This is a genomic window from Hymenobacter sp. BT18, assembly GCF_012273015.1.
GTDB lineage: Bacteria > Bacteroidota > Bacteroidia > Cytophagales > Hymenobacteraceae > Hymenobacter > Hymenobacter lutimineralis.
Genome location: NZ_CP050954.1, coordinates 4057872 through 4077242, shown reverse-complemented (window position 1 = coordinate 4077242; position 19371 = coordinate 4057872). Strand labels below are relative to the sequence as shown.

Here is a 19371-nt window from a genome sequence, read left to right as displayed (position 1 = left end):
AAGTAAGACAGCTTTTACTTCCTGACCTTGGCCGGAAAAAAGCCTTGTCAATGAAAAAGTCCGTTTTGTTTGCTTTTGCGCTTCTGCTTGGCGCGCTCGGTATGATCAGCTGCGAGAAGAACGCGGGTACTGATACGCCCGGGCCCGATGCCGCCGTAGACCGCCGGGCCCTGCTCACGTACTGGGCCGACAGCCTGATGAAGCCGGGCTACCAGCGCTTAAACGACAAGCTGGTGGTGCTGAAAGCCAAAACAACGGCCTTTACGGCGGCGCCTTCCCAAGCTACCCTGCAGGAAGCGCGCGACGCCTGGCAGCTGGCGTATGTGGAGTGGCAGAAAGTAGAAATGTTTGAGGTGGGCCCGGCCGAGCAAGCAAGCCTGCGCAACCACTTCAACATTTACCCGGCCGATGTAACCGGTATCAACAACAATATCAGCACGGGCAGCTACAACTTCGAGCTGTCTACGGCTATTCCTCAGCAGGGCTTCCCAGCCTTGGATTACCTACTCAACGGCTCGGCGGCCGACGACGCGGCCATTGCCCAGCTGTTTGCCACCTCCGCCAACCACCGCCGCTACCTCACCGATGTGGTAACCGAGATGGAGCAGACCTTCGGCACTGTGTACACCCAGTGGAACGGCTCTTACCGCGACACCTTCATCGCCAACACCGGCACCGATGCCAGCTCCTCGCTTTCGCGGGTTATCAATGCTTACTCCCAGTACTTTGAGCGCTACCTGCGGGCCGGCAAAGTGGGCATCCCGGCCGGTGTAATGACGGGCACTCCCCTACCGGCCAAGATGGAAGCGTACTACTTCCGCGGGGGCCTGCCCCTGCAGCTGGCCCTCACGGCCCACACGGCGGTGCAGAAATTCTTCAACGGCCGCGCCGGGCAGCCTTCCCTGAAAAGCTACCTGGATGCCCTGGGCGCCAAAGACAGCCGCACGGATCAGGCACTGAGCAGCCTGATCAGCACCCAGTTTGATGCTTCATACCAGCAGCTGTACTCCCTGAGCCCCGACCTGTACACGGCCCTCACGGCCCGGAATGCCGACGCCGTGGCTTCCTACAACGAGATGCAGAAAGCCGTGCGCATGATCAAGGTGGATATGACCTCGGCCCTGGGCATCACGGTAACGTACGTCGACAACGACGGCGACTAATGCCCGCACGACGGCTGCCGTACTCCCTGCACGCGCTTACCCCAGCGGCTCCGCTGGCTACGTTCCGGTTGGCTTTTGGCCTGCTGGTACTGGCCAGCGTTGTGCGTTTCTGGGCCAAGGGCTGGATAGCCGAACTGTATCTGCAGCCGAAGTTCTTCTTCAGCTACTACGGCTTTGAGTGGATAAAGCCCCTGGGGCCCTACACCTACGGGCTGTTTGCGGTGTGCGGCGTGTGCGCCCTGCTGGTGGCCGTGGGCTACTGGTACCACACAGCGGCGGCGGGGCTGTTTCTGAGCTTCACCTACATCGAGCTCATGGACAAAAGCACTTACCTCAACCACTACTACTTCGTGAGCTTGGTGGCCTTGCTCCTGGTAGTGCTGCCAGCCGGGCGCTACTTCTCCCTCGACGCGCACCGGCCCCCCAGCCGCTGGCGCAATCAGGTGCCCCGCTGGACGGTGGATGCCCTGCGCCTGCTCATGGGCATCGTGTATGTGTACGCCGGGTTGGCCAAGCTCAATTCCGACTGGCTGATACACGCTATGCCCTTGCGCATTTGGCTGCCGGCCAAAAACGACCTACCCCTTATCGGGCCGCTGCTTGGGCAAGTCTGGGTGGCCTACGCTTTTAGCTGGTTCGGCGCCTTCTACGACCTCACAGTGCCCTTCTTCCTGCTCTGGCGCCGTACCCGGGCCTGGGCCTACGCCACCGTGGTGGTGTTTCACGTGCTCACGGCGGTGCTGTTCCCTATTGGCATGTTTCCCTACGTGATGATGGTGGCCGCGCTGATTTTCTTTCCCGCTGAGTGGCACGAGCGGGTGCTGCAGCAGCTGCGCCGCCTGTTCGGCCAGGCTCCGTCCTTCCCCCGCCCTGCGGCCCCGCTGGTTTACCGGCCGGCCGTGCGCCGCCTGCTGCTCCTGGGCCTAGGCACATTTTTCCTGGTGCAGCTGCTGGTGCCTTTCCGCTACCTGCTCTACCCCCACGAGCTGTTCTGGACCGAGGAGGGCTACCGGTTTTCCTGGCGGGTAATGCTCATGGAGAAGATGGGACAGGTGCAGTTTAAAGTAGTCGACGGCCAAACCAAACAAGCCCGGCTCGTGAACAACTACGAGCACCTGAGCGTGCTCCAGGAAAAGATGATGAGCACCCAGCCCGATATGCTGGTGCAGTTTGCCCACTACCTGCACGACTACTACGCCCGCCAAGGCATGCACGCCCCGCAGGTATATGCCGATGCCTACGTGAGCCTGAACGGCCGCCTGGGCAAGGCGTTTATTGACCCCACCGTGGACCTGGCCCGCATCCGCGACGACTGGCGGCCCAAGTCCTGGATTTTACCCTTCGATGATGAGATTACCGGTTTATAGCGCGGCGCTGGCCGTGTGCATGCTCACGGCCAGCGCCGCCGTGGCGCAGCAGGCTACCCTGCAGGGGCGCGTGCGCGAGGCCACCACCAACCGCCCCGTGGCTGGGTGTGAGGTGTACGTGCGCGGCTCCCGCCAGATTGCCCGCACCGACAGCACCGGCCTGTTTACACTCTCCCGGCTGGCGCCCGGCCGCCAGCAGCTGCAGCTCTCCTCCATCGACCACGAAGCGCTGCGCACCCAGGTAGAGCTGCCCGCCAGCGGCGGCACATTTGAATTTGAGCTTGTGCGCCGGGAGCGGCAGCTCGGGGAGGTGGTGGTAGCCGCCCCCCAGGCCCGTTTCGGGCAAACGCGCCTGCGCGAGGTGGAGGGCACGGCCATCTTCGCAGCTAAAAAGTCGGAGGTGATTGTGCCCGACAACCTGGTGGCCAACTTGGCCACCAACAACGCCCGCCAGGTGTACGCCCGGGTGGCCGGCCTCAACATCTGGGAAAGCGACCAGGGCGGCCTGCAGCTAAGCATTGGCGGGCGCGGCCTCGACCCCAACCGCACGGCCAACTTCAACGTGCGCCAGAATGGCTACGACATTTCCGCCGACGCCCTGGGCTACCCCGAAAGCTACTACACGCCTCCCATCGAAGCCATCAAGCGCATTCAGCTGGTACGCGGGGCGGCTTCGCTGCAGTACGGCACCCAGTTTGGGGGCTTGCTGAACTTTGAGCTGCGCAAGCCCGAGCCCGACAAAACCATCAGTGTGGTGGCGCGGCAGACAGTGGGCTCTTACGGCTTCTTCAACTCCTTCAACAGCGTGAGCGGCACGGTGAAGAAGCTCAGCTACTACGCCTTTGCCCAGTACAAGCGCGGGGACGGGTGGCGCCCCAACGCCCACTTCGACAGCAAAACTGCCTACGCCGACGTGCGCTACCAACTAACTGAAAACCTGAAACTTGGCGCCCAGTTCACCCACATGAACTACCTGGCCCAGCAGCCCGGGGGCCTCAGCGACCGGCAGTTCGCGCGCGACGCCCGCCAGAGTAACCGGGCGCGCAACTGGTTTGACGTGGACTGGAACCTGTTTAACCTTTCCGCCGACTGGAAACTGAGTTCCCGGGCCAACGTCAACCTGACCACGTTTGGGCTACTAGCTTCGCGCAAATCCCTGGGCTACCGCCCCAACTTTGTGGAGCGCGCCGATGACGAGGCGCAGCTGCGCGACCTGATTACGGGGCAGTTTCGCAACGTGGGCCTGGAAGCCCGCTACCTGAACCGTTATACCCTCAGCGAAGCCAACAGCGGGGTGCTACTGGTGGGCACGCGCCTGTACCGGGGCTACAACCACAGCGTGCAGGGCTTCGGGCCGGCCGGCCGCGGGGCCGATTTCCGCTTTGTGCGCCCCGAGGAAGGCGAGAGCAGCCAATCGGCCTACTCCGACTACCGCTTTCCCAACTACAATGCGGCGGTGTTTGCCGAAAACATCTTCTACTTCGGGCCGAAGTTTTCCCTGACGCCGGGTCTGCGCTACGAGTACATCCGCACCCAGGCCGAGGGCAGCTACGGCAGCGTGGAGCGCGACCTGGCCGGCAACATCATCGCCAACAACACCTTCCGGGAGCAGCGCACCAGCCCCCGCTCCCTCGTGATTGGGGGCCTGGGGGCCAGCTACAAAGCCGTGGAGGAACGCGAGCTGTACGCCAACGTGTCGCAGAACTACCGCTCCATCACCTTTAGCGACATGCAGATTGCCAACAACTCCCTGGTGATTGACCCCAACCTGCGCGACGAGCGGGGCTACTCCGCCGACCTGGGTTTGCGCGGGGAGCAGGGCCAGTGGCTCACCTACGACCTGAGCCTATTTGCCCTACGCTACAACAACCGCATCGGGGAAGTGCAGACCTTCGATACCAACGACCGCACCCTGCGCTTTCGCGGCAACATCGGCCGGGCCCTCATTCTGGGGATAGAGTCCTACGCCGAGGCCGACGTGCTGCGGGTGCTGCGCCCCACCGCTGAGCCGGGGGCCTGGCGCTGGTCGGTTTTCGGGAATGCGGCCCTGATCCGCAGCCGCTACACAGCCAGCCAGAACGCGCAGGTGGTAGGCAAGCAGGTGGAATTTGTGCCCCAGGTAAACCTGAAGACAGGGATGCAGGGCGGGTACGGGCCGTTTAAGGCCTCGCTGCAGTTCACCTACCTGGCCGATCAGTTCTCGGAAGCCACCAACGCCCCCAACAGCCCTCAGGACTCGCAGCCGGATGCCAACTCGGCCGTGGTGGGCTTGATTCCGGCCTACCACATCTGGGACGCCTCTGTGTCGTGGGAGCGGAAGTGGCTGAAGCTGGAAGGCAGCGTGAACAACCTGGGCAATGCCATTTACTTCACCCGCCGCGCCACGGGCTACCCGGGCCCCGGCATCCTGCCCGCCGACCCGCGCAGCTTCTTCTTGACAGCCGCCGTGAAGTGGTAGCTTTTCTTGGCAGCTTATTGGCACCAACCTTCAAAAAGAAAGCCCCTTGCTACGCGCAAGGGGCTTTCTTTTTACCAAATAACCTTAAGGCTGCGACTAGCGCTGCACCAGGGTGAGCTGCTGCACCGAAGCGCCTTGCTGCACACGCAGCACGTACAGGCCGGCGGGAGCCGAAGTGCGCACGGGCAGCGTGTTCGGGCCGCGGCGCAGCTCCACGGCTTCGCTGTACACCGAGCGGCCGAGCATATCACACAGGCTGATGCGGGCCGGGCCGTTGGCGAGGCCCTGCACTTCTACCCGCAACTGCTGCGAGAACGGGTTGGGCGAAGCCGTCAGGCTGAACGCAGGGCCTGCGGCGCGCTTGTTGCCGGTGGTTGCGTCCATGCGCTCTATCAGCCAGCGCTGGGCGTCGTTGCCGTTATCATCCCACAGCTGCACGTCGGCGCCAGGGTCGGGGCTGTTGCCGGCTACCTCCAGGCACTGATTGGTGCCTTTCAGCGTCACTTTGTAGTAGCCTTCGCCCATGTCCTGCAGCGTCCAGCGCTGATAGTCGGCGTCGGTGCTGTTGTTTTGCTCGATACGGGTGCCGTGCTCGGTGGCACCACCCACGGGCTGCACGAACTGGTCGGTGTTCAGGTGCATCAGTTTGTAGCTGCCGTCGGTCTGGAGCGTCACCACGAAGCGTTGGGCATCGTTGCCGTTGTCGAGCCACTGGTGAATGCGGGTCCCGGGCGTAGCCAGGTTGTTGTCGACATCGAGGCATACGGCCGGCGTCACGCCTTTGTGCGTGAACTTGTATACTCCGCCCGAGACAATACCGGGCGTTTGGGCCCACAGCGCCGGCGCGGTGAGCAGGACCAGCAGCAGGGCTGCTATCAGATTGGGCAGGCGTAAAGTGTTTTTCATGGGGAGTTGGATTAGGTGAAAAAGGAATAAGTTGATACCAAACGAAAGCGCAACGAACAGCAACGGCCTGTGAAGACGACTAGCCCTCACTGGCCGCTTTTCTACCAAAACTTGACGTACAAAGCCGTAATCAGCAGCAGCGTAATCACAATCAGCGTCAGCGTCTGGGGGCTCACCTTGAACATGCCCGGCTCCAGGTGCAGGGCTTTGGGGTTGAGGCGGGGCCCGGCCAGACTGACCAGGACCATCAGCACCACGGTGAAGAAAAACGACCAGCCCATGCAGATCAGGAAGGGAATTTCGTAGCCGCCCTGACCGTTGGGGAAAGCAGTGTACAGGATATTGTCGTGGCCCAGCACACTGGGAGCGAAGTTGTTGAAGAACACCGAGAGCAGGAAGCCCGCCAGCATCCCGGCCACGGCTGCCGTACCCGTGGTGCGCTTCCAGAACATGCCCAGCAGGAACACCGCCACGATGCCCGGGGAGATAAAGCCCGTGTACTTCTGGATGAAGATGAAACCACCCTCGCCCCCAATGCCCAGCACGTCTTCCCAAGTGAGCAGCACAGCCAGCAGCATGGCTACCAGAATGGTGAGGCGGCCCACCCACACCTGCTTCTGCTCGGTGGCTTCCTTGTGCAGGTAGCGCTTGTAGATGTCGAGGGTGAAGATGGTGGAAATGGAGTTCACCTTGCCCGCCAAGGAGGCCACAATTGCCGCCGTCAGTGCCGCCAAGGACAAGCCCTTGAGGCCATTGGGCAGGAAATTGAGAATGGCAGAGTAAGCGTTGTCGGGGTTGAAAGAACCGCCGGGGGCCATTTCAGCCTGTAGGCTGCCGTTCTTGTGCAGCACATAGGCCGCAATGCCCGGCAGCATCACTATCACGGGCATGATGATTTTGATCAGCCCGGCGAACAAGATACCCGTGCGGGCCGTGTGCAGGTTGGCGCCCAGGGCACGCTGGGTAATGTACTGGTTGCAGCCCCAGTAGTTGAGGTTGGCCACCCACTGCCCGGCGGCGTACATAGCCAGCCCCGGCAGCGCCAGGTACTTGCCGATGTAGGCCTGGGAAGCGCCGGGCCCGGGTTTTTCGAAGACCATGTGAAAATGGTCGTCAGCGTCGCGCATCATGGCCTGAAAACCGGCGAAAATGTTGTGGCCGAGGCCGAATTTCTCGCTCACCAGCGTCAGGGCAATGTAGGACGTGGCCAGGCCACCCACGATGAGCACGGTTACCTGCACTACGTCGGTGTAGCCCACCACTTTCATGCCGCCCAGCGTGAGCACCAGGGCAAATACCGCCAGGCCAATAAGCACCAGATGAAAATGCTCCCCGCCAGTCAGGTTATTGATAGCCAGGGCGCCGAGGTAGAGAATGGCCGTGAGGTTGACGAGCACGTACAGGAACAGCCAGAAAATGCTCATGATCAGGCTGAGCGTGGAGTTATAGCGCTGCTCCAGAAACTGCGGCATGGTGTAAATCTTCTGCCGGAGGTAAATCGGCATGAAGAACACCGCCACGAAAATGAGGACAATAGCGGCTACCCACTCGTAGGCTGCAATGGCTACCCCCAGCGAAAAGCCGGAGCCCGACATGCCAATAAACTGCTCGGCCGAGATGTTGGAGGCAATCATGGAGGCCCCAATGGCCCACCACGTCAGGGAGCCTTCGGCCAGAAAATAGTCCTGCGTGGTTACCTGGGCTTGCTGCTTGCTGCGGTACACATAGTATCCGTAGGCTGATACGCCCACCAGATACAGCAGAAACACGCTTAAATCCAGGGTGTTAAATCCATTTCCCATTAGTACAAAGAAGGCAGGCGTCGTAAGGAGAAGAGAAAAGCGGCGGGCTACTTGCGCACGCTAAACCGGTATTCGGTGGTGGAGCGGAACGTCTCGCCGGGCTTGAGCTCCGTGCTGGGGAAATTGGGGCGGTTGGGCGAATCGGGGAAGTGCTGGGTTTCCAGGCAGAGGCCGGCGTACTGGTTGTAGGTCATGCCCTCCTTGCCTTTGAGGTTGCCCTTCAGGAAGTTGGAGGAGTAGAACTGCACGCCCGGCTGGTCGGTGAACACCTGCATGGTGCGGCCCGTGGTGGGCTCATACACCGTGGCCGCCTGTGCAATGCTGCTGCGCTGGGCGTCGGCCAGTACCCAGTTGTGGTCGTAGCCCCCGGGGGCTGCGCCGGGCACCTGCTTGATTCTTTCCCCTATGCGGTGGGGCTGGCGGAAATCCATGGGCGTGCCCTGCACCGGCTGCAGTACCCCGGTTGGAATAAGGGTGTTGTCGACGGGGGTAAACCGGTCGGCGTTCAGCGTCAGCTCATGGTCCAGGATTCCCTGCTTGGAAGCCAGGTTGAGGTTGAAGTAGCTGTGGTTGGTGAGGTTAAGCACCGTCGGCTTATCGGTGGTAGCGGTGTAGTCCAGGCGCAGACCATCATCTTCCGTAAGCGTGTACACTACCTTTACGTTGAGCGTGCCGGGGTAGCCTTCCTCCCCATCCTTGCTTTGGTATGTCAGCGTCAGCGTCTGCCCATCAGCCGAGGTGCCCGGGGTAGCCTGCCACAGCTTTTTGTCGAACCCTTCTTTGCCACCGTGCAGGGTGTTGGGCGCGTTGTTGGTGGCAATGGTGTACTGCTTGCCTTCCAGGGTGAACTTGCCCTTAGCAATGCGGTTGCCGTAGCGCCCAATTAACGCCCCGAAGTAAGGCCCCTCCTGCTTGTAAACGGGTGCCAGGTACCCTTCCAAACTGTCGAAGCCTAAGACTACGTCGCCGAGCTTACCGTTTTTGTCGGGCACCAGCAGGCTGGTGAGCGTGCCACCGTAGTTGGTAATGGTGGCCTTCAGGCCGTGGGCATTGGTAAGGGTGTAGAGCTGCACCTGGGTGCCGTCTGCCATTTGGCCGAAGACGCTGGAAGTGGGCATGGTACGGGAGGCTGACTGAGTAGTAGCGGCAGCGGCAGCGGAGGCAGCATCAGTCGATGTACCGGTGGTGGTATCTGACTGCTGGCAGGCGGCCGTCAGCAGCAAGCTGGCCAGGCCGGTTGTCACTACCCCGGTGCGGGAAAAAGAAGTCATAGACAGGAAAGAAAGAAGAGAGCAGGGGCGCCGACGAGGAGGTTTTCCAAAAAAGCCTTACGTCGGAGCACCCGTTCTTTAAGGGTTGGGAACGAGAGAAAACTGCTCGAAGGAAGCCACGGTAGTAGCCGGCCCGTGGGCCAGCACCCCGGCCCGGATGCCCCGGTCCCACGGGGGCAGGTATGCCCCATTGACGGCGGCTCCATCGGCGGGTAGGGGCTGCCAGGTTTTGCCTTCATCGGCACTCCAGGCAAAGCTGAACCGGCTCCCTTGCTGGGCCTGCAAACGAAGGCGCAAGGCTTTGGTAGCCGGGAGTGCCGCCTCGGCCAGGGTTTTGAACTGGCCTTTTTCCACTTGGACCAGCTGCACCTTGCCGCCACCCGCTACTACCGACAGCAGATTATCCGGGTCGCCGTGCGCGGCCAGGCCGGCCTGGCTGCCCGCGGGCAGGCTAGCTGGGTTAAGCAGCGTGGTAGTAGCGGTGTAGCCCGGCGTGGTAGTCGACTGACCCAGGGCCGCCCCAGCATGGTCGGGGCGGGCGGTGAGCTGCAGCTGCCCGCCCCGCAGAGCGAAGGCAGGGCGCTGCTCTACCGGCCACTGCCAGGAAGGCTGCAGGGCCTTACCCGTAAACTCATCGGTGAAAGCCACCGGCGTGGGCGCCGCTGGAGCCGCTGGTGTGCTGCCGCCCTTAAATTCAGGCCAGCCGGAGGCCGCCCAGGTAAACTCACTTAGCACACCCTGGCGGCCCACGAACTCCTGGCTGCCTGTATGGTAAGCATGATGAAGCATATACCAGCGGCCCTGGTGCTCTACGGCCGTGCCATGGCCGGGGCACTTCCAGGTGTCGTTGTTGATAAGAATGGGGTTGCGGGCGTATTTCTCCCAGGGGCCGAGCAGGTTTTTGGCCCGCGCCACGCCCGTAGCATAGGTACAGCCGCGGCCGCAGCAACCGTTGCCGGCATAAAAGGCATAGAAGTACCCCTGGTGCTGCACAATGGATACCCCTTCCACCAGGTTGCCTTCCCAGGTGCTGGGGTCGTTTCGAAACAGCTCCTGCTTCTCCCCTACCAGGGCCGTGCGCGTATCGTTCAGTCGTTGCGCCCAGATGGGCGTGGGCTGCTGCACACTGTTGCCGTCCTCTTTCCAGATCAGGTAAAGCTGCCCTTTCTCGTCCCGCATCGGGAAACCGTCAATGGAGCCGTCGGGCTGCCCAACTAGGGGGCCGTGGTCGGTGTAAGGGCCGGCCGGATTGTCGGCACTGGCTACGCCTACGGCCAGGTTACCGCCCCGCTTGTGGGCGGTGTAAAACACGTAGGTTTTGGCACCTTCCTGGCTGATTTCCGGGGCCCAGAAATAATAATCGGCCCAGGCCGGCCGCTCGCCCGGAAACACGTGGCCTACTAGTTCCCAGCTCGTGAGGTTGGTAGATTTCAGCAGCGGAAACGTGGGGCCCCAGTTAGAGGACGTAGCCGTAGCCCAATACGTATTGCCCACCTTCACTACGGATGGGTCGGGAAAGTCGCCGGGCAGCACGGGGTTGGGAATAGCCGCCGCGGTGGCCGTGGACTGCGGCCGGCTGGTTTCGGGAGGGCGGCTGGTGGTGGCCGGCTGCTGGCAGGCCGCCAGCAAGGCCAACCCCAAGGCCCATGAGCCCCCGAAACGATGAATAGTTGTACTTAAAACGGGTTGTGGCAAGGTCTCAGCGTTTAAAAACGAAAAGGAATCGGGCCTGGCCTGCTTACTCGCCCGACGGCTTGGGCAACGCAGTGCCCAGGGCTACCGGCGTACCAAAGTTGGGCGTGCCATCGGCATTCCACGTGAACTTCTGAATGCGCGGGCTGCGCTGGTCGCCGCAGCCCTGGCCGGCCTGGGGATTGGCGTGGTAGATAATCCAGTCCTCGGTGCCGTCTTTCGACTGGAAGAACCCGTTGTGGCCCGGGCCATATGCTTGGCCAGCCGGGTTCTTGGTGAACACCGGCGTGGCCGACTTCGTCCAAGAGGCGGGCAGCATGGGGTCGGCAGTGGCTGAAGCGGTGAGCATGCCCAAGGCATAGTCGTCGGTGCTGCAGTGGCTGGCCGAGTACACCAGGAAGGTTTTGTCGCCGTGCTTCAGGATTTCGGGCCCTTCGTTTACGTCCGGGTCGCCAACGGTTTCCCAGCTGTAGTCGGGTTTGGATAGCTGCACCCGGGGCCCCACCAGCGTCCAGGGGTTGCTCATCTCCGAAATGTAGAGGCGCTGCTCCCCGGTCGCCTCAATTTCGTGGCCCGACCAGATCAGGTAGCGCTTGCCATTCTGCTCCAGCACAGTGCCGTCGATGGCCCACAGGTCCTGGTTGGGGCTGGCAATGCGGCCCTTGTACACCCAGGTACCGGTGGTAGGATCAGCGGAGGCATTCTCCAGCACGTGCACGCGGTGCCCGGCGCAGCAAAATGGGTCGGCGGAGTAGTAGATGTACCACTTCCCATCAAAGAAATACAGCTCGGGGGCCCACAGGTCGCGCTGGTTTACGCCACCCTGCTGGGGCGACCAGACTACGGTGCTCACTCCCGAACCCAGCTCCGACATCTTTTCCGTTTTGCGGATGGTGATGTTGCCGCCCGTGGTGCTCATGTAGTAGTAGGTGTTATCCTTCCGGTACACCCAGGGGTCGGGGCCGGCGGGCAGGAGCGGGTTCTTAAAAGTGGTGCTAGTGGTGGGCGCGTTGGGTACGTAGGGGGCCGGCTTGTCTTTCTTGCAGCCCAGCAGCGTTAGTGAGGAAAGAAGCAGGACGCTGGCCGCCCGGTATAGAGGGGAAAACATAAGCAAGGGAAAAGTAGCGGCAGATAAGAAAACACGCCCGACGCAAGGGCTCCGCCAATGCTCCGGGCGTGCGGCGGAGCTTATTTCCAGCCCGGGTTTTGGGTCAGGTTGGCAATGTCCACGTCGGTGCGCGGAATGGGCAGCAGGGCCGATTTCCCTACTTCAAAGTTGTTGAAGTCGGGGTCGCGGGCTTTCAGCTCGTCCACGCCGGCCTGGCTGTCGAGCAGGCCCCAGCGGCGTAGGTCGTGCCAGCGCCAGCTTTCCCCGGCCAGTTCCGTTACCCGCTCGTGCATGAGCTGGGCACGCAGGGCCTCCTGCCCCAGGCTGCCGAGCGGGGCCAGGCCCACGCGGGCCCGAACCTGGTTCACGAGCGGCAGCGCTTCGCCGGTTTTGCCCTCCTCGTTCAGGCACTCGGCCTGGGAAAGCAGTACATCGGCGTAGCGCAGTACGCGGTGGTTGATGGGCGAATAGTAGCCTTCCGCATTTTTCCAGTAGTCGTTTTCGTACTTGCGCCAGTATACGCGGCCCCGGTTGTAGGCTTCCGTGGCGAAGCGCTGGTCCAGGGTCAGGTTATCGTAGGCCTTGTCGTCCTGGTCCACGGGGTCGGTGGGGTCGTTGGGGTAACCGGACCGGTTGCGGCTGAAGAAGAGCGTGGCCGCCAGGCGGGGGTCCTTTTTACCGGTAGCCGTCTTCTCTTTCAGGAACTCATCAATCAGCCAAGCGCGGGCTTCGCCGTCGGTCCAGCCTTTGCCGGGCAGTCCGAAGAACTGAGCGCGCTGGCTGGCCTCGGAGGCCCCGGCGTAGTCGTCGTCGCGGTCGGCGCTGTACTCAGCCGTAAACTGCACCTCAAACACCGACTCCGAGTTGTTTTCCCGGTCGTGGCGGAAGTTGTCGCGGTAGTCGGGCGTCAGGGAGTACCGGCCCGAGCCGATGACCTCGGCCAGTTGCGCGCTGGCCTCGGCCCACTTACGCTGCTGCATGTAGGCCTTGCCCAGCAGCGCGGTGGCCGCACCCTTGGTAGCGCGCCCAATGTCGTTGCCGGAATAGGATACGGGCAGTCCGGCTTTTGCCGCTTCCAAGTCCTGCACAATGAAGTCCCAGACTTCCTGCTCCGAGGCCGCCTGCGCGGGACGGTAATCCGCCGTAGCGGGCTCGGTAGCCATTACGGGGCGCCCGTACAGCGACACGAGGTTGAAGTAGTGCAGGGCCCGGATAAAGCGGGCTTCGCCCAGCAGCTGTGCCTTCAGCGTAGCGTCCATCTCGATGGCCGGCACGTAGGCCAGGACCTGGTTGCACCGGTTGATGCCCACGTAGTGGTGCCCCCAGACGTCGGTGTTTACGACGAAGTTGTAGTCGGCCAGGATAAACTTAGTGAAGTTCTGCAGTTCGGGCCAGGGGCTGCTGGAGAAGCCTTCGTCGGAGCGCAGGTCGTAGGCAAAGTAAATCCAGCGGCGGTAGTTCCCCAGCTGCTGCAAGCCGCTGTAGGCGGCCAGCACGCCTTTGTTAGCGTCCTGGCTGTTCTGCCAGAAGGTTTCGGCGGTGGGCAGGTTGGGGTTGGGCTGGTCAAGAAGGTCTTTCTCGCAGCTCGTGGAAAGCAGCAAGGTGCCGGCTAGCAGGGCCAGCAGCCGTTTTTTATAGAAGGTCATGCGTGAAATCAGCAAGAAGTGGGTGGGAGATTAGAAGCCTACCTGCAGGCCGCCCGTGATGGTGCGCACGTTGGGGTAGTTGCCGTCGTCGACGCCGCGGGCCAACGGGCCAGCCCCCACAATTTCCGGGTCGTAGCCGGTGTAGTCGGTGATGGTGAACAGGTTAGCAGCCGTGATGGTAAACCGCACGCTGCCGATGCCAGCCAGCTTCTCCGTCATGGGCTTGGGCAGAGAGTAGCTTACTTGCAGGTTCTTCAGGCGCAGGTAAGCCCCGTTCTCCAGCCAGCGGTCCGAGGTCTGCAGCGCGTTTTCGCCGCCTCCCAGTAGGGGTCGGGGCGTGGTGGTAGATGGATTGGTGGGCGTCCAGGGCCGGATGTCGGCGCGGAAGTTCCCGTTGTCATCCATGCGGTCGGTCCAGTAACGGGTTACGTTGAAGATTTCGTTGCCCGACACCCCCTGGAAGAGGGCCGAGAGGTCGAAGCCTTTGTAGCCCAGGTTCAGGTTGAAGCCATACTGCAGCTTGGGGAACACCGTGTCGATAAAGCGCCGGTCGAGGTCGGAAATAGTCCCGTCGTTGTTGATGTCTTCATACTTCACGTCGCCGGGCTTGGCGCCGGGCTGAATGACTTTGCCATCAGCGCTTTTGTAGTTCTGAATTTCTTCCTCGCTCTGGAAGATGCCGACCATGTGCCGCAGGTAGAACGCCCCTATGTTGTGGCCTACTTCGGTACGGGCTACCCCGCTCGGGCCACCGGAATAGTTCTGGCCTTCAAAAGCGAGGCGGGTTACCTTGTTGCGCAGCGTCGTCAGGTTGGCATTCACCCCGTAGCGGAAGTCGCCAGTGGTGTTCTGGAAGCCGGCCTGAAACTCAAAGCCGCGGTTTTCCAACTCGCCCAGGTTGGTGAAAGGATTTCCCCCCTGGTTACCCAGGTAGAGCGGAATAGTTGGGTTCACGAGGGCCCCCGTTGTACGGGCAATGTAGTAGTCGGCTCCCAACGTGAGGCGGTTATCCAGGAAACCTGCATCAAAGCCTACGTTGGTCGTGCGGCGCTCTTCCCAGCTCAGGTTTTTGCTGGCCAGCTGTGCCTGAATAGAGCCATTTTGCACTGGCTGCGAACCGCCCCCGCCAAGTGGGTAGTTTACGTTGGTATTTAGTACGCCTTGGTACAGGTATTCCAGGAGGTTGTCGTTGCCGAGCTGACCGTAGCTGGCGCGCAACTTCAGGTCGCTGACCAGTGGTACATTTTCAAAGAAAGCTTCCTTGCTGATGCGCCAGCCTAAAGAGAAGGCTGAGAAGGTTCCCCATTTGTTGACGGGGTCAACCAGCGAAGTTCCGTCGCGGCGCACGGCGGCCGTGAGCAGGTACCTGTCGTCGAAGTCGTATGCCAGCTGGCTCAGGTAGGACCGTTTCGTCCAGCGGCGGGTTTCGCCGCCCACGCTGGCCGCACCCGTAGCCCCCGGAAACGCCCAGTAGTACGTGGGGCCCGTGCCGAAGCCCTGGGCATCGGCAATGGTATTGCGGAACGTATTTTTTTGCTCGGTGTACCCCACCACGGCGTTCACGTTGTGCTTGCCGAAGCTGCGCTGGAAGTTCAGGGTGTTTTCAGCCAGCAAGAACACCCGCTCGCCCCGGTTTTCGAAAAGCTGCGAAGGCCGAATCGGCTCGTTCATGCGTAGGCCCGCAGCTTGGCCGTACTTGCTCTCGGTACGGTCCACGAAGCCCACGTACTCCATGCCCAGGTTCAGGCGGTAGCTCAGGAAGTCAAACAGCTTAATTTCCGGGGCAAGGGAGCCAATAAGGCGGTTTTCCAGGTTGGTGTTGTGGTACACATCCTGCAGGCCCACGGGGTTGGTGCCGAAGGTCACCTGATTGGTGTTGCCGATGCCGTAGCCGCTTACTGTTGTGGGGTCCTTTACCGGAATAATGGGCAGCATGCGCAGCACGTCGATGAACGGAATGCCGTTCACACGGGTGGTCATGGCCCGGGAAAGCTGGGCCGACTGCTCGATGCGGAAGCGGCCCCGGTTGGCACCGGTGTTCACCCGCACGCTGTAGCGGTCAAACTTGGGTCCGATGATGGTGCCCTTCTGGTTGAAATAGCCAAGCGACACATTGTAGTTAGCCGACTCGCTGGCCCCGCTCAGGCCCACGTTGTGGCTCTGCACCCCTCCCCGCTGAATCAGGGCCTTCTGCCAGTCGGTATTGATGGCGGGCGGGTTGGCGGCACCACTGTATATCTCCCCTTCCTTGCCCGCGTTAATGTACATCTGCCGGGTGATATCGGCCCACTGCTCGGTGCCGGCCAGGTCGTAGGTACGCGTAATGTTCTGTACCCCGGCGTAGCTGTTGAAGTTGACGGCGGGCTTGCCTTGCTTACCACGACGGGTGGTGATGATAATCACCCCGTTGGCCCCGCGCGAGCCGTACGGCGCCAGCGAAGCCGCATCTTTCAGAATTGTGGACGACTCCACGTCACTGGGGTTGATATCGCGGATTTCGCGGGTCCACACGCCATCGATGATGTAAAGTGGGGAACTGCCCGCTTGAATGCTGCCTATCCCGCGGATATTCACGATGGGGTCTTGGCCGGGCGCCCCGGAGTTAACGACCTGCACCCCAGCCGCACGGCCCTGCAGGGCCTCCGTAACAGAAGCCACTGGTGCCCGCCGGATTTGTTCCTGGTCTACCTTCGTAACGGAGCCCGTAACCTGCTCGGTGGGCAGGCGTAGGTAGCCCACCACAACTACGTCATTGAGCAGTTTGGTATCCTGGCCAAGCGTGATGGACACGTCGCTGCGGCCATTCACCGCCACCTCCTGGGTGGTGTAGCCTACAAAGGAAAAAATCAGGGTGGCGTTGTCGCCCACGGAAAGCGTGTAGCGGCCGTTGCTGTCCGTAGTTACACCGTTGCTGGTGCCTTTTTCCAGCACCGTTACGCCGGGCATGGCCTGTCCTTTTTCGTCCAGTACAGTACCGGACACTGGCTGCGCGGGCACCTTCCTCAGGTTCACGGCCGCCGTGGGTATGGCTGCTTGCGCCCCTACCGGGGCCACCGTTGCCAGGGGCAACAGGCACAGGAAAGCCGGTGCTGCTTGCCGCCCCAGCCTAAGGTAAGATTTGTTCATAGGAAAGAATTTGTGGGATTGGTAAGGGGAGGAAGTATTGCAAACGTTTGCACTAGTGTTGCCAAGGCAAACGTTTGCAAAGAAGGATCTACGCTGCGGTGAGACTGAAGAAAAAGGACGAAAAACAGGATGAAAGCCGGATTTCTGACCCAGGACGTGCAGGATCCAGGTTGGGCTACTGGGCTAAGGCAGCGTAAGAATAAGCACGATTCAAGCAATTGTCAAGAAATATCAAAAGAAATACTTCTATTGCTGAGCTCATGAGGATAACTAAAGTGGTGTTAAATCCTATAAAATGCTTTTACCGGAGCGTCAGCGCCATTTTACCCAACCCGTGCTGAATATAGGCGTGGAGAATTTTGACAAACGTTTGCACGGACCGTTCTAAATACTCACCTTAGTACTTCACCTCTCCTCCATGCCCGGCACTGGGCCCCACCTTTCTCTTGACCACTATGCTAGCTGAGTTGATTTTGGCAGCCTTCCAGGACCGTTTCCAGCATCCCCCCCTGCTCGTGCGGGCTCCCGGTCGCATCAACCTTATTGGCGAACACACCGATTACAACGGGGGATTTGTGCTGCCCGCTGCCATCAATCGGGAAATTATCTTCGCCGTGGGGCTTACCGCTGGCACTACTGTGCGGCTGTTCGCCTATGACAACCAGGAAACCTATACCACGGATGTGCGGGAGCTGGCACCCGGCCCCACGCACTGGGCCAACTACCTGCTGGGCGTAGCCGCCCAGTTCCAGCGGCGCGGCCTCCCGCTGCAGGGGTTCGACTGCGTGTTTGGGGGCAATATTCCCATGGGGGCGGGCATGTCCTCGTCGGCGGCGGTGGAGTGCGGGCTGGCGTTTGCCCTCGATACTTTGCTGGCCACTCGCCTCGACCGGCTGGAGCTGGCCCGCTTCGGCCAGAAAGCCGAACACGAGTACGCCGGGGTGCAGTGCGGAATCATGGACCAGTTCGCCAGCTTGTTTGGGCGGGCCGGGCACGTGGTGCGCCTCGATTGCCGCTCCCTAGACTATGCCTATTTCCCCTTCGACGCGGAGGCATACTATGTAGTGCTCTGTAACTCCGGGGTAAAACACTCCCTGGCTAGCTCGGAGTACAACACGCGCCGCCGGGAGTGTGAGCAGGGCGTAACTGTATTGCAGCAGTATTATCCCGAAGTACACTCCCTGCGCGATGCCACCCTGGAGCAGCTCGAAAAGCACCAGGCGGAACTGGGCGAGGTGGTGTACCGGCGCTGCCGCTACGTGGTAGAGGAAAACCTGCGCGTGGAGCGCGCCTGCCAGCACCTGCTGGCCCACGATCTGCCGGCCTTTGGCCAGGAGATGTACGCTTCCCACGCCGGCCTGCGCGACCAGTACGAGGTTAGCTGCCCGGAGCTGGACATCCTGGTAGAGCTGGCCCGCCCCCTGCCGGGCGTGGTGGGTGCCCGCATGATGGGCGGGGGCTTTGGCGGCTGCACCATCAATCTGGTGGCGGCCGACGCCGTAGAGGAGTTTGTGGCCGCCATGCGGCCCGCCTATGAAAAGCAAACGGGTATTGCCCTGGAAACGTACCAAACCACGATTGTCGATGGCGTAGGTGCGCTGTCACCCGTTGCCGTTTCCTAATACTTACTTCCGTTTCCTTTCTTCATGGCTGAGTTTGACATCACCGAACACCCCCACCGCCGCTACAACGCCCTTACCGGGGAGTGGCTGCTGGTGTCGCCGCACCGCTCCAAGCGCCCCTGGCAGGGGCAGCAGGAAACCACTGAGGCTGAGCAGCGCCCGGCTTACGACTCCACCTGCTACCTCTGCCCCGGCAACACCCGCGCCGGCGGCGCGGTGAACCCGCCCTACACGGGCACGTTTGTGTTCGACAACGACTTTGCGGCCCTTACCGCCGATGCGCCCGTGGGCACGGTGAACGTGGGTGGGCTGTTGCGGGCCGAAGCTGAGTCGGGGGTGGGCCGCGTTATCTGCTTTTCGCCCCGCCACGATCTTACGCTACCCGAAATGGATGAAGCGGCCATCCGTGGGGTGGTAGACGTGTGGGTGGAGCAGTTCCGCGAACTGGGTGCCCGCCCCGATATCAACTACGTGCAGATTTTCGAGAACAAGGGCCAGGTAATGGGCTGCTCGAACCCGCACCCGCACGGGCAGATCTGGGCCCAGCGCACTGTGCCCGGTAAGCCGGCTAAGGAGACTGTGCAACAAGCCGCCTACTTTCAGGAGCACGGCCGCAGCCTGCTCACCGACTACCTGACCCTGGAGCTGCAGGAGCAGCAGCGGGTAGTGCTGGAAAACGCGCATTGGGTAGCCCTGGTGCCCTATTGGGCCGTGTGGCCCTTCGAGACGCTGGTACTGCCGCGCCGCCACGTCGCGGACATCACCCAGCTCTCGGACGAAGAAAAAGACGCTTTTGCCAGCATACTGCAGCAGCTCACTATTCGCTACGACAACCTGTTCCAGATTTCCTTCCCCTACTCCGCCGGCCTGCACCAGCGCCCCACCGATGGGCTGGAGCACCCGGAGTGGCACCTGCATATGCACTTCTACCCCCCTCTGCTGCGCTCGGCTACGGTGCGCAAGTTTATGGTGGGCTACGAAATGCTGGGCGACCCGCAGCGCGACATCACCCCCGAGGCGGCCGCCCAGCGCCTGCGCGAGCTGCCCGCCGTGCACTACAAGCAAACGGTGTAAACGGGTGACTAACTAACTGGAAACGTCTGTTATACTGAGCAAAGCAAAGGGCCTTATCACGCTAGAACAGCAGGCGTGATAAGGTCCTTTGCTTTGCTCAGGATAACAGACGCTTTTATGGCCCCTTCTATTGGTA

At 61.5% G+C, this 19371-nt stretch carries 12 protein-coding genes; 5 read left to right on the top strand and 7 right to left on the bottom strand.

Going from position 1 to position 19371, the window contains the following annotated elements; all coding sequences use genetic code 11:
• Nucleotides 1-50: 50 nt before the first annotated feature.
• Genes HER32_RS17475 through HER32_RS17465 form a run of 3 tightly spaced genes read left to right on the top strand, consistent with a single transcriptional unit; the run spans nucleotide 51 to nucleotide 4988 of the window.
• Entirely contained in the window at nucleotides 51-1163 is a 1113-nt protein-coding gene (locus tag HER32_RS17475) for an imelysin family protein (protein WP_168682806.1), read from the top strand.
• The gene (locus HER32_RS17470) at nucleotides 1163-2530 is read left to right on the top strand and encodes an HTTM domain-containing protein (RefSeq protein WP_168682805.1); all 1368 of its coding nucleotides are present in this window, start codon (nucleotides 1163-1165) and stop codon (nucleotides 2528-2530) included. Before HER32_RS17475 ends, HER32_RS17470 begins: the two co-directional genes overlap by 1 nt.
• Nucleotides 2508-4988, top strand: coding sequence for a TonB-dependent receptor domain-containing protein (locus tag HER32_RS17465; protein WP_168682804.1), 2481 nt, complete (start codon nucleotides 2508-2510; stop codon nucleotides 4986-4988). Before HER32_RS17470 ends, HER32_RS17465 begins: the two co-directional genes overlap by 23 nt.
• Before the next feature lie 96 nt (nucleotides 4989-5084).
• Here HER32_RS17465 and HER32_RS17460 read toward each other — a convergent pair whose 3' ends face one another.
• The 7 genes from HER32_RS17460 to HER32_RS17430 all read right to left on the bottom strand — a co-directional run bounded on the left by HER32_RS17460 (nucleotide 5085) and on the right by HER32_RS17430 (nucleotide 16539).
• Nucleotides 5085-5894: an RICIN domain-containing protein gene (locus tag HER32_RS17460; RefSeq protein ID WP_149070467.1), complete on the bottom strand. Its 810-nt coding sequence runs from the start codon at nucleotides 5892-5894 to the stop codon at nucleotides 5085-5087.
• Nucleotides 5895-5995: 101 nt separating this feature from the next.
• Nucleotides 5996-7696, bottom strand: a complete 1701-nt coding sequence (locus HER32_RS17455) for a sodium:solute symporter family transporter (RefSeq protein WP_168682803.1) — start codon at nucleotides 7694-7696, stop codon at nucleotides 5996-5998.
• A gap of 47 nt (nucleotides 7697-7743) precedes the next feature.
• Entirely contained in the window at nucleotides 7744-8967 is a 1224-nt protein-coding gene (locus HER32_RS17450) for an aldose epimerase family protein (protein ID WP_168682802.1), read from the bottom strand.
• A gap of 78 nt (nucleotides 8968-9045) precedes the next feature.
• A complete protein-coding gene (locus tag HER32_RS17445; RefSeq protein WP_232066296.1) occupies nucleotides 9046-10662 on the bottom strand; it encodes a family 43 glycosylhydrolase in 1617 nt (538 codons plus the stop codon).
• 43 nt (nucleotides 10663-10705) lie between these two features.
• Nucleotides 10706-11767 (bottom strand): family 43 glycosylhydrolase, encoded by a 1062-nt coding sequence (locus tag HER32_RS17440; protein ID WP_149070469.1) that lies wholly within the window; start codon nucleotides 11765-11767, stop codon nucleotides 10706-10708.
• Nucleotides 11768-11847: 80 nt separating this feature from the next.
• Nucleotides 11848-13413 carry a RagB/SusD family nutrient uptake outer membrane protein gene (locus HER32_RS17435; RefSeq protein ID WP_168682801.1) on the bottom strand — a complete coding sequence of 522 codons (1566 nt, stop codon included), beginning with the start codon at nucleotides 13411-13413 and terminating at the stop codon, nucleotides 11848-11850.
• 30 nt (nucleotides 13414-13443) lie between these two features.
• Nucleotides 13444-16539, bottom strand: a complete 3096-nt coding sequence (locus HER32_RS17430; protein WP_168682800.1) for a SusC/RagA family TonB-linked outer membrane protein — start codon at nucleotides 16537-16539, stop codon at nucleotides 13444-13446.
• Nucleotides 16540-16994: 455 nt separating this feature from the next.
• Here HER32_RS17430 and galK point away from each other — a divergent pair, with 455 nt between their 5' ends.
• Both galK and HER32_RS17420 read left to right on the top strand, forming a co-directional pair.
• Nucleotides 16995-18161: a galactokinase gene (gene galK, locus HER32_RS17425; protein ID WP_168682799.1), complete on the top strand. Its 1167-nt coding sequence runs from the start codon at nucleotides 16995-16997 to the stop codon at nucleotides 18159-18161.
• Nucleotides 18162-18185: 24 nt separating this feature from the next.
• Nucleotides 18186-19235, top strand: a complete 1050-nt coding sequence (locus HER32_RS17420) for a UDP-glucose--hexose-1-phosphate uridylyltransferase (protein ID WP_168682798.1) — start codon at nucleotides 18186-18188, stop codon at nucleotides 19233-19235.
• Nucleotides 19236-19371: the final 136 nt, after the last annotated feature.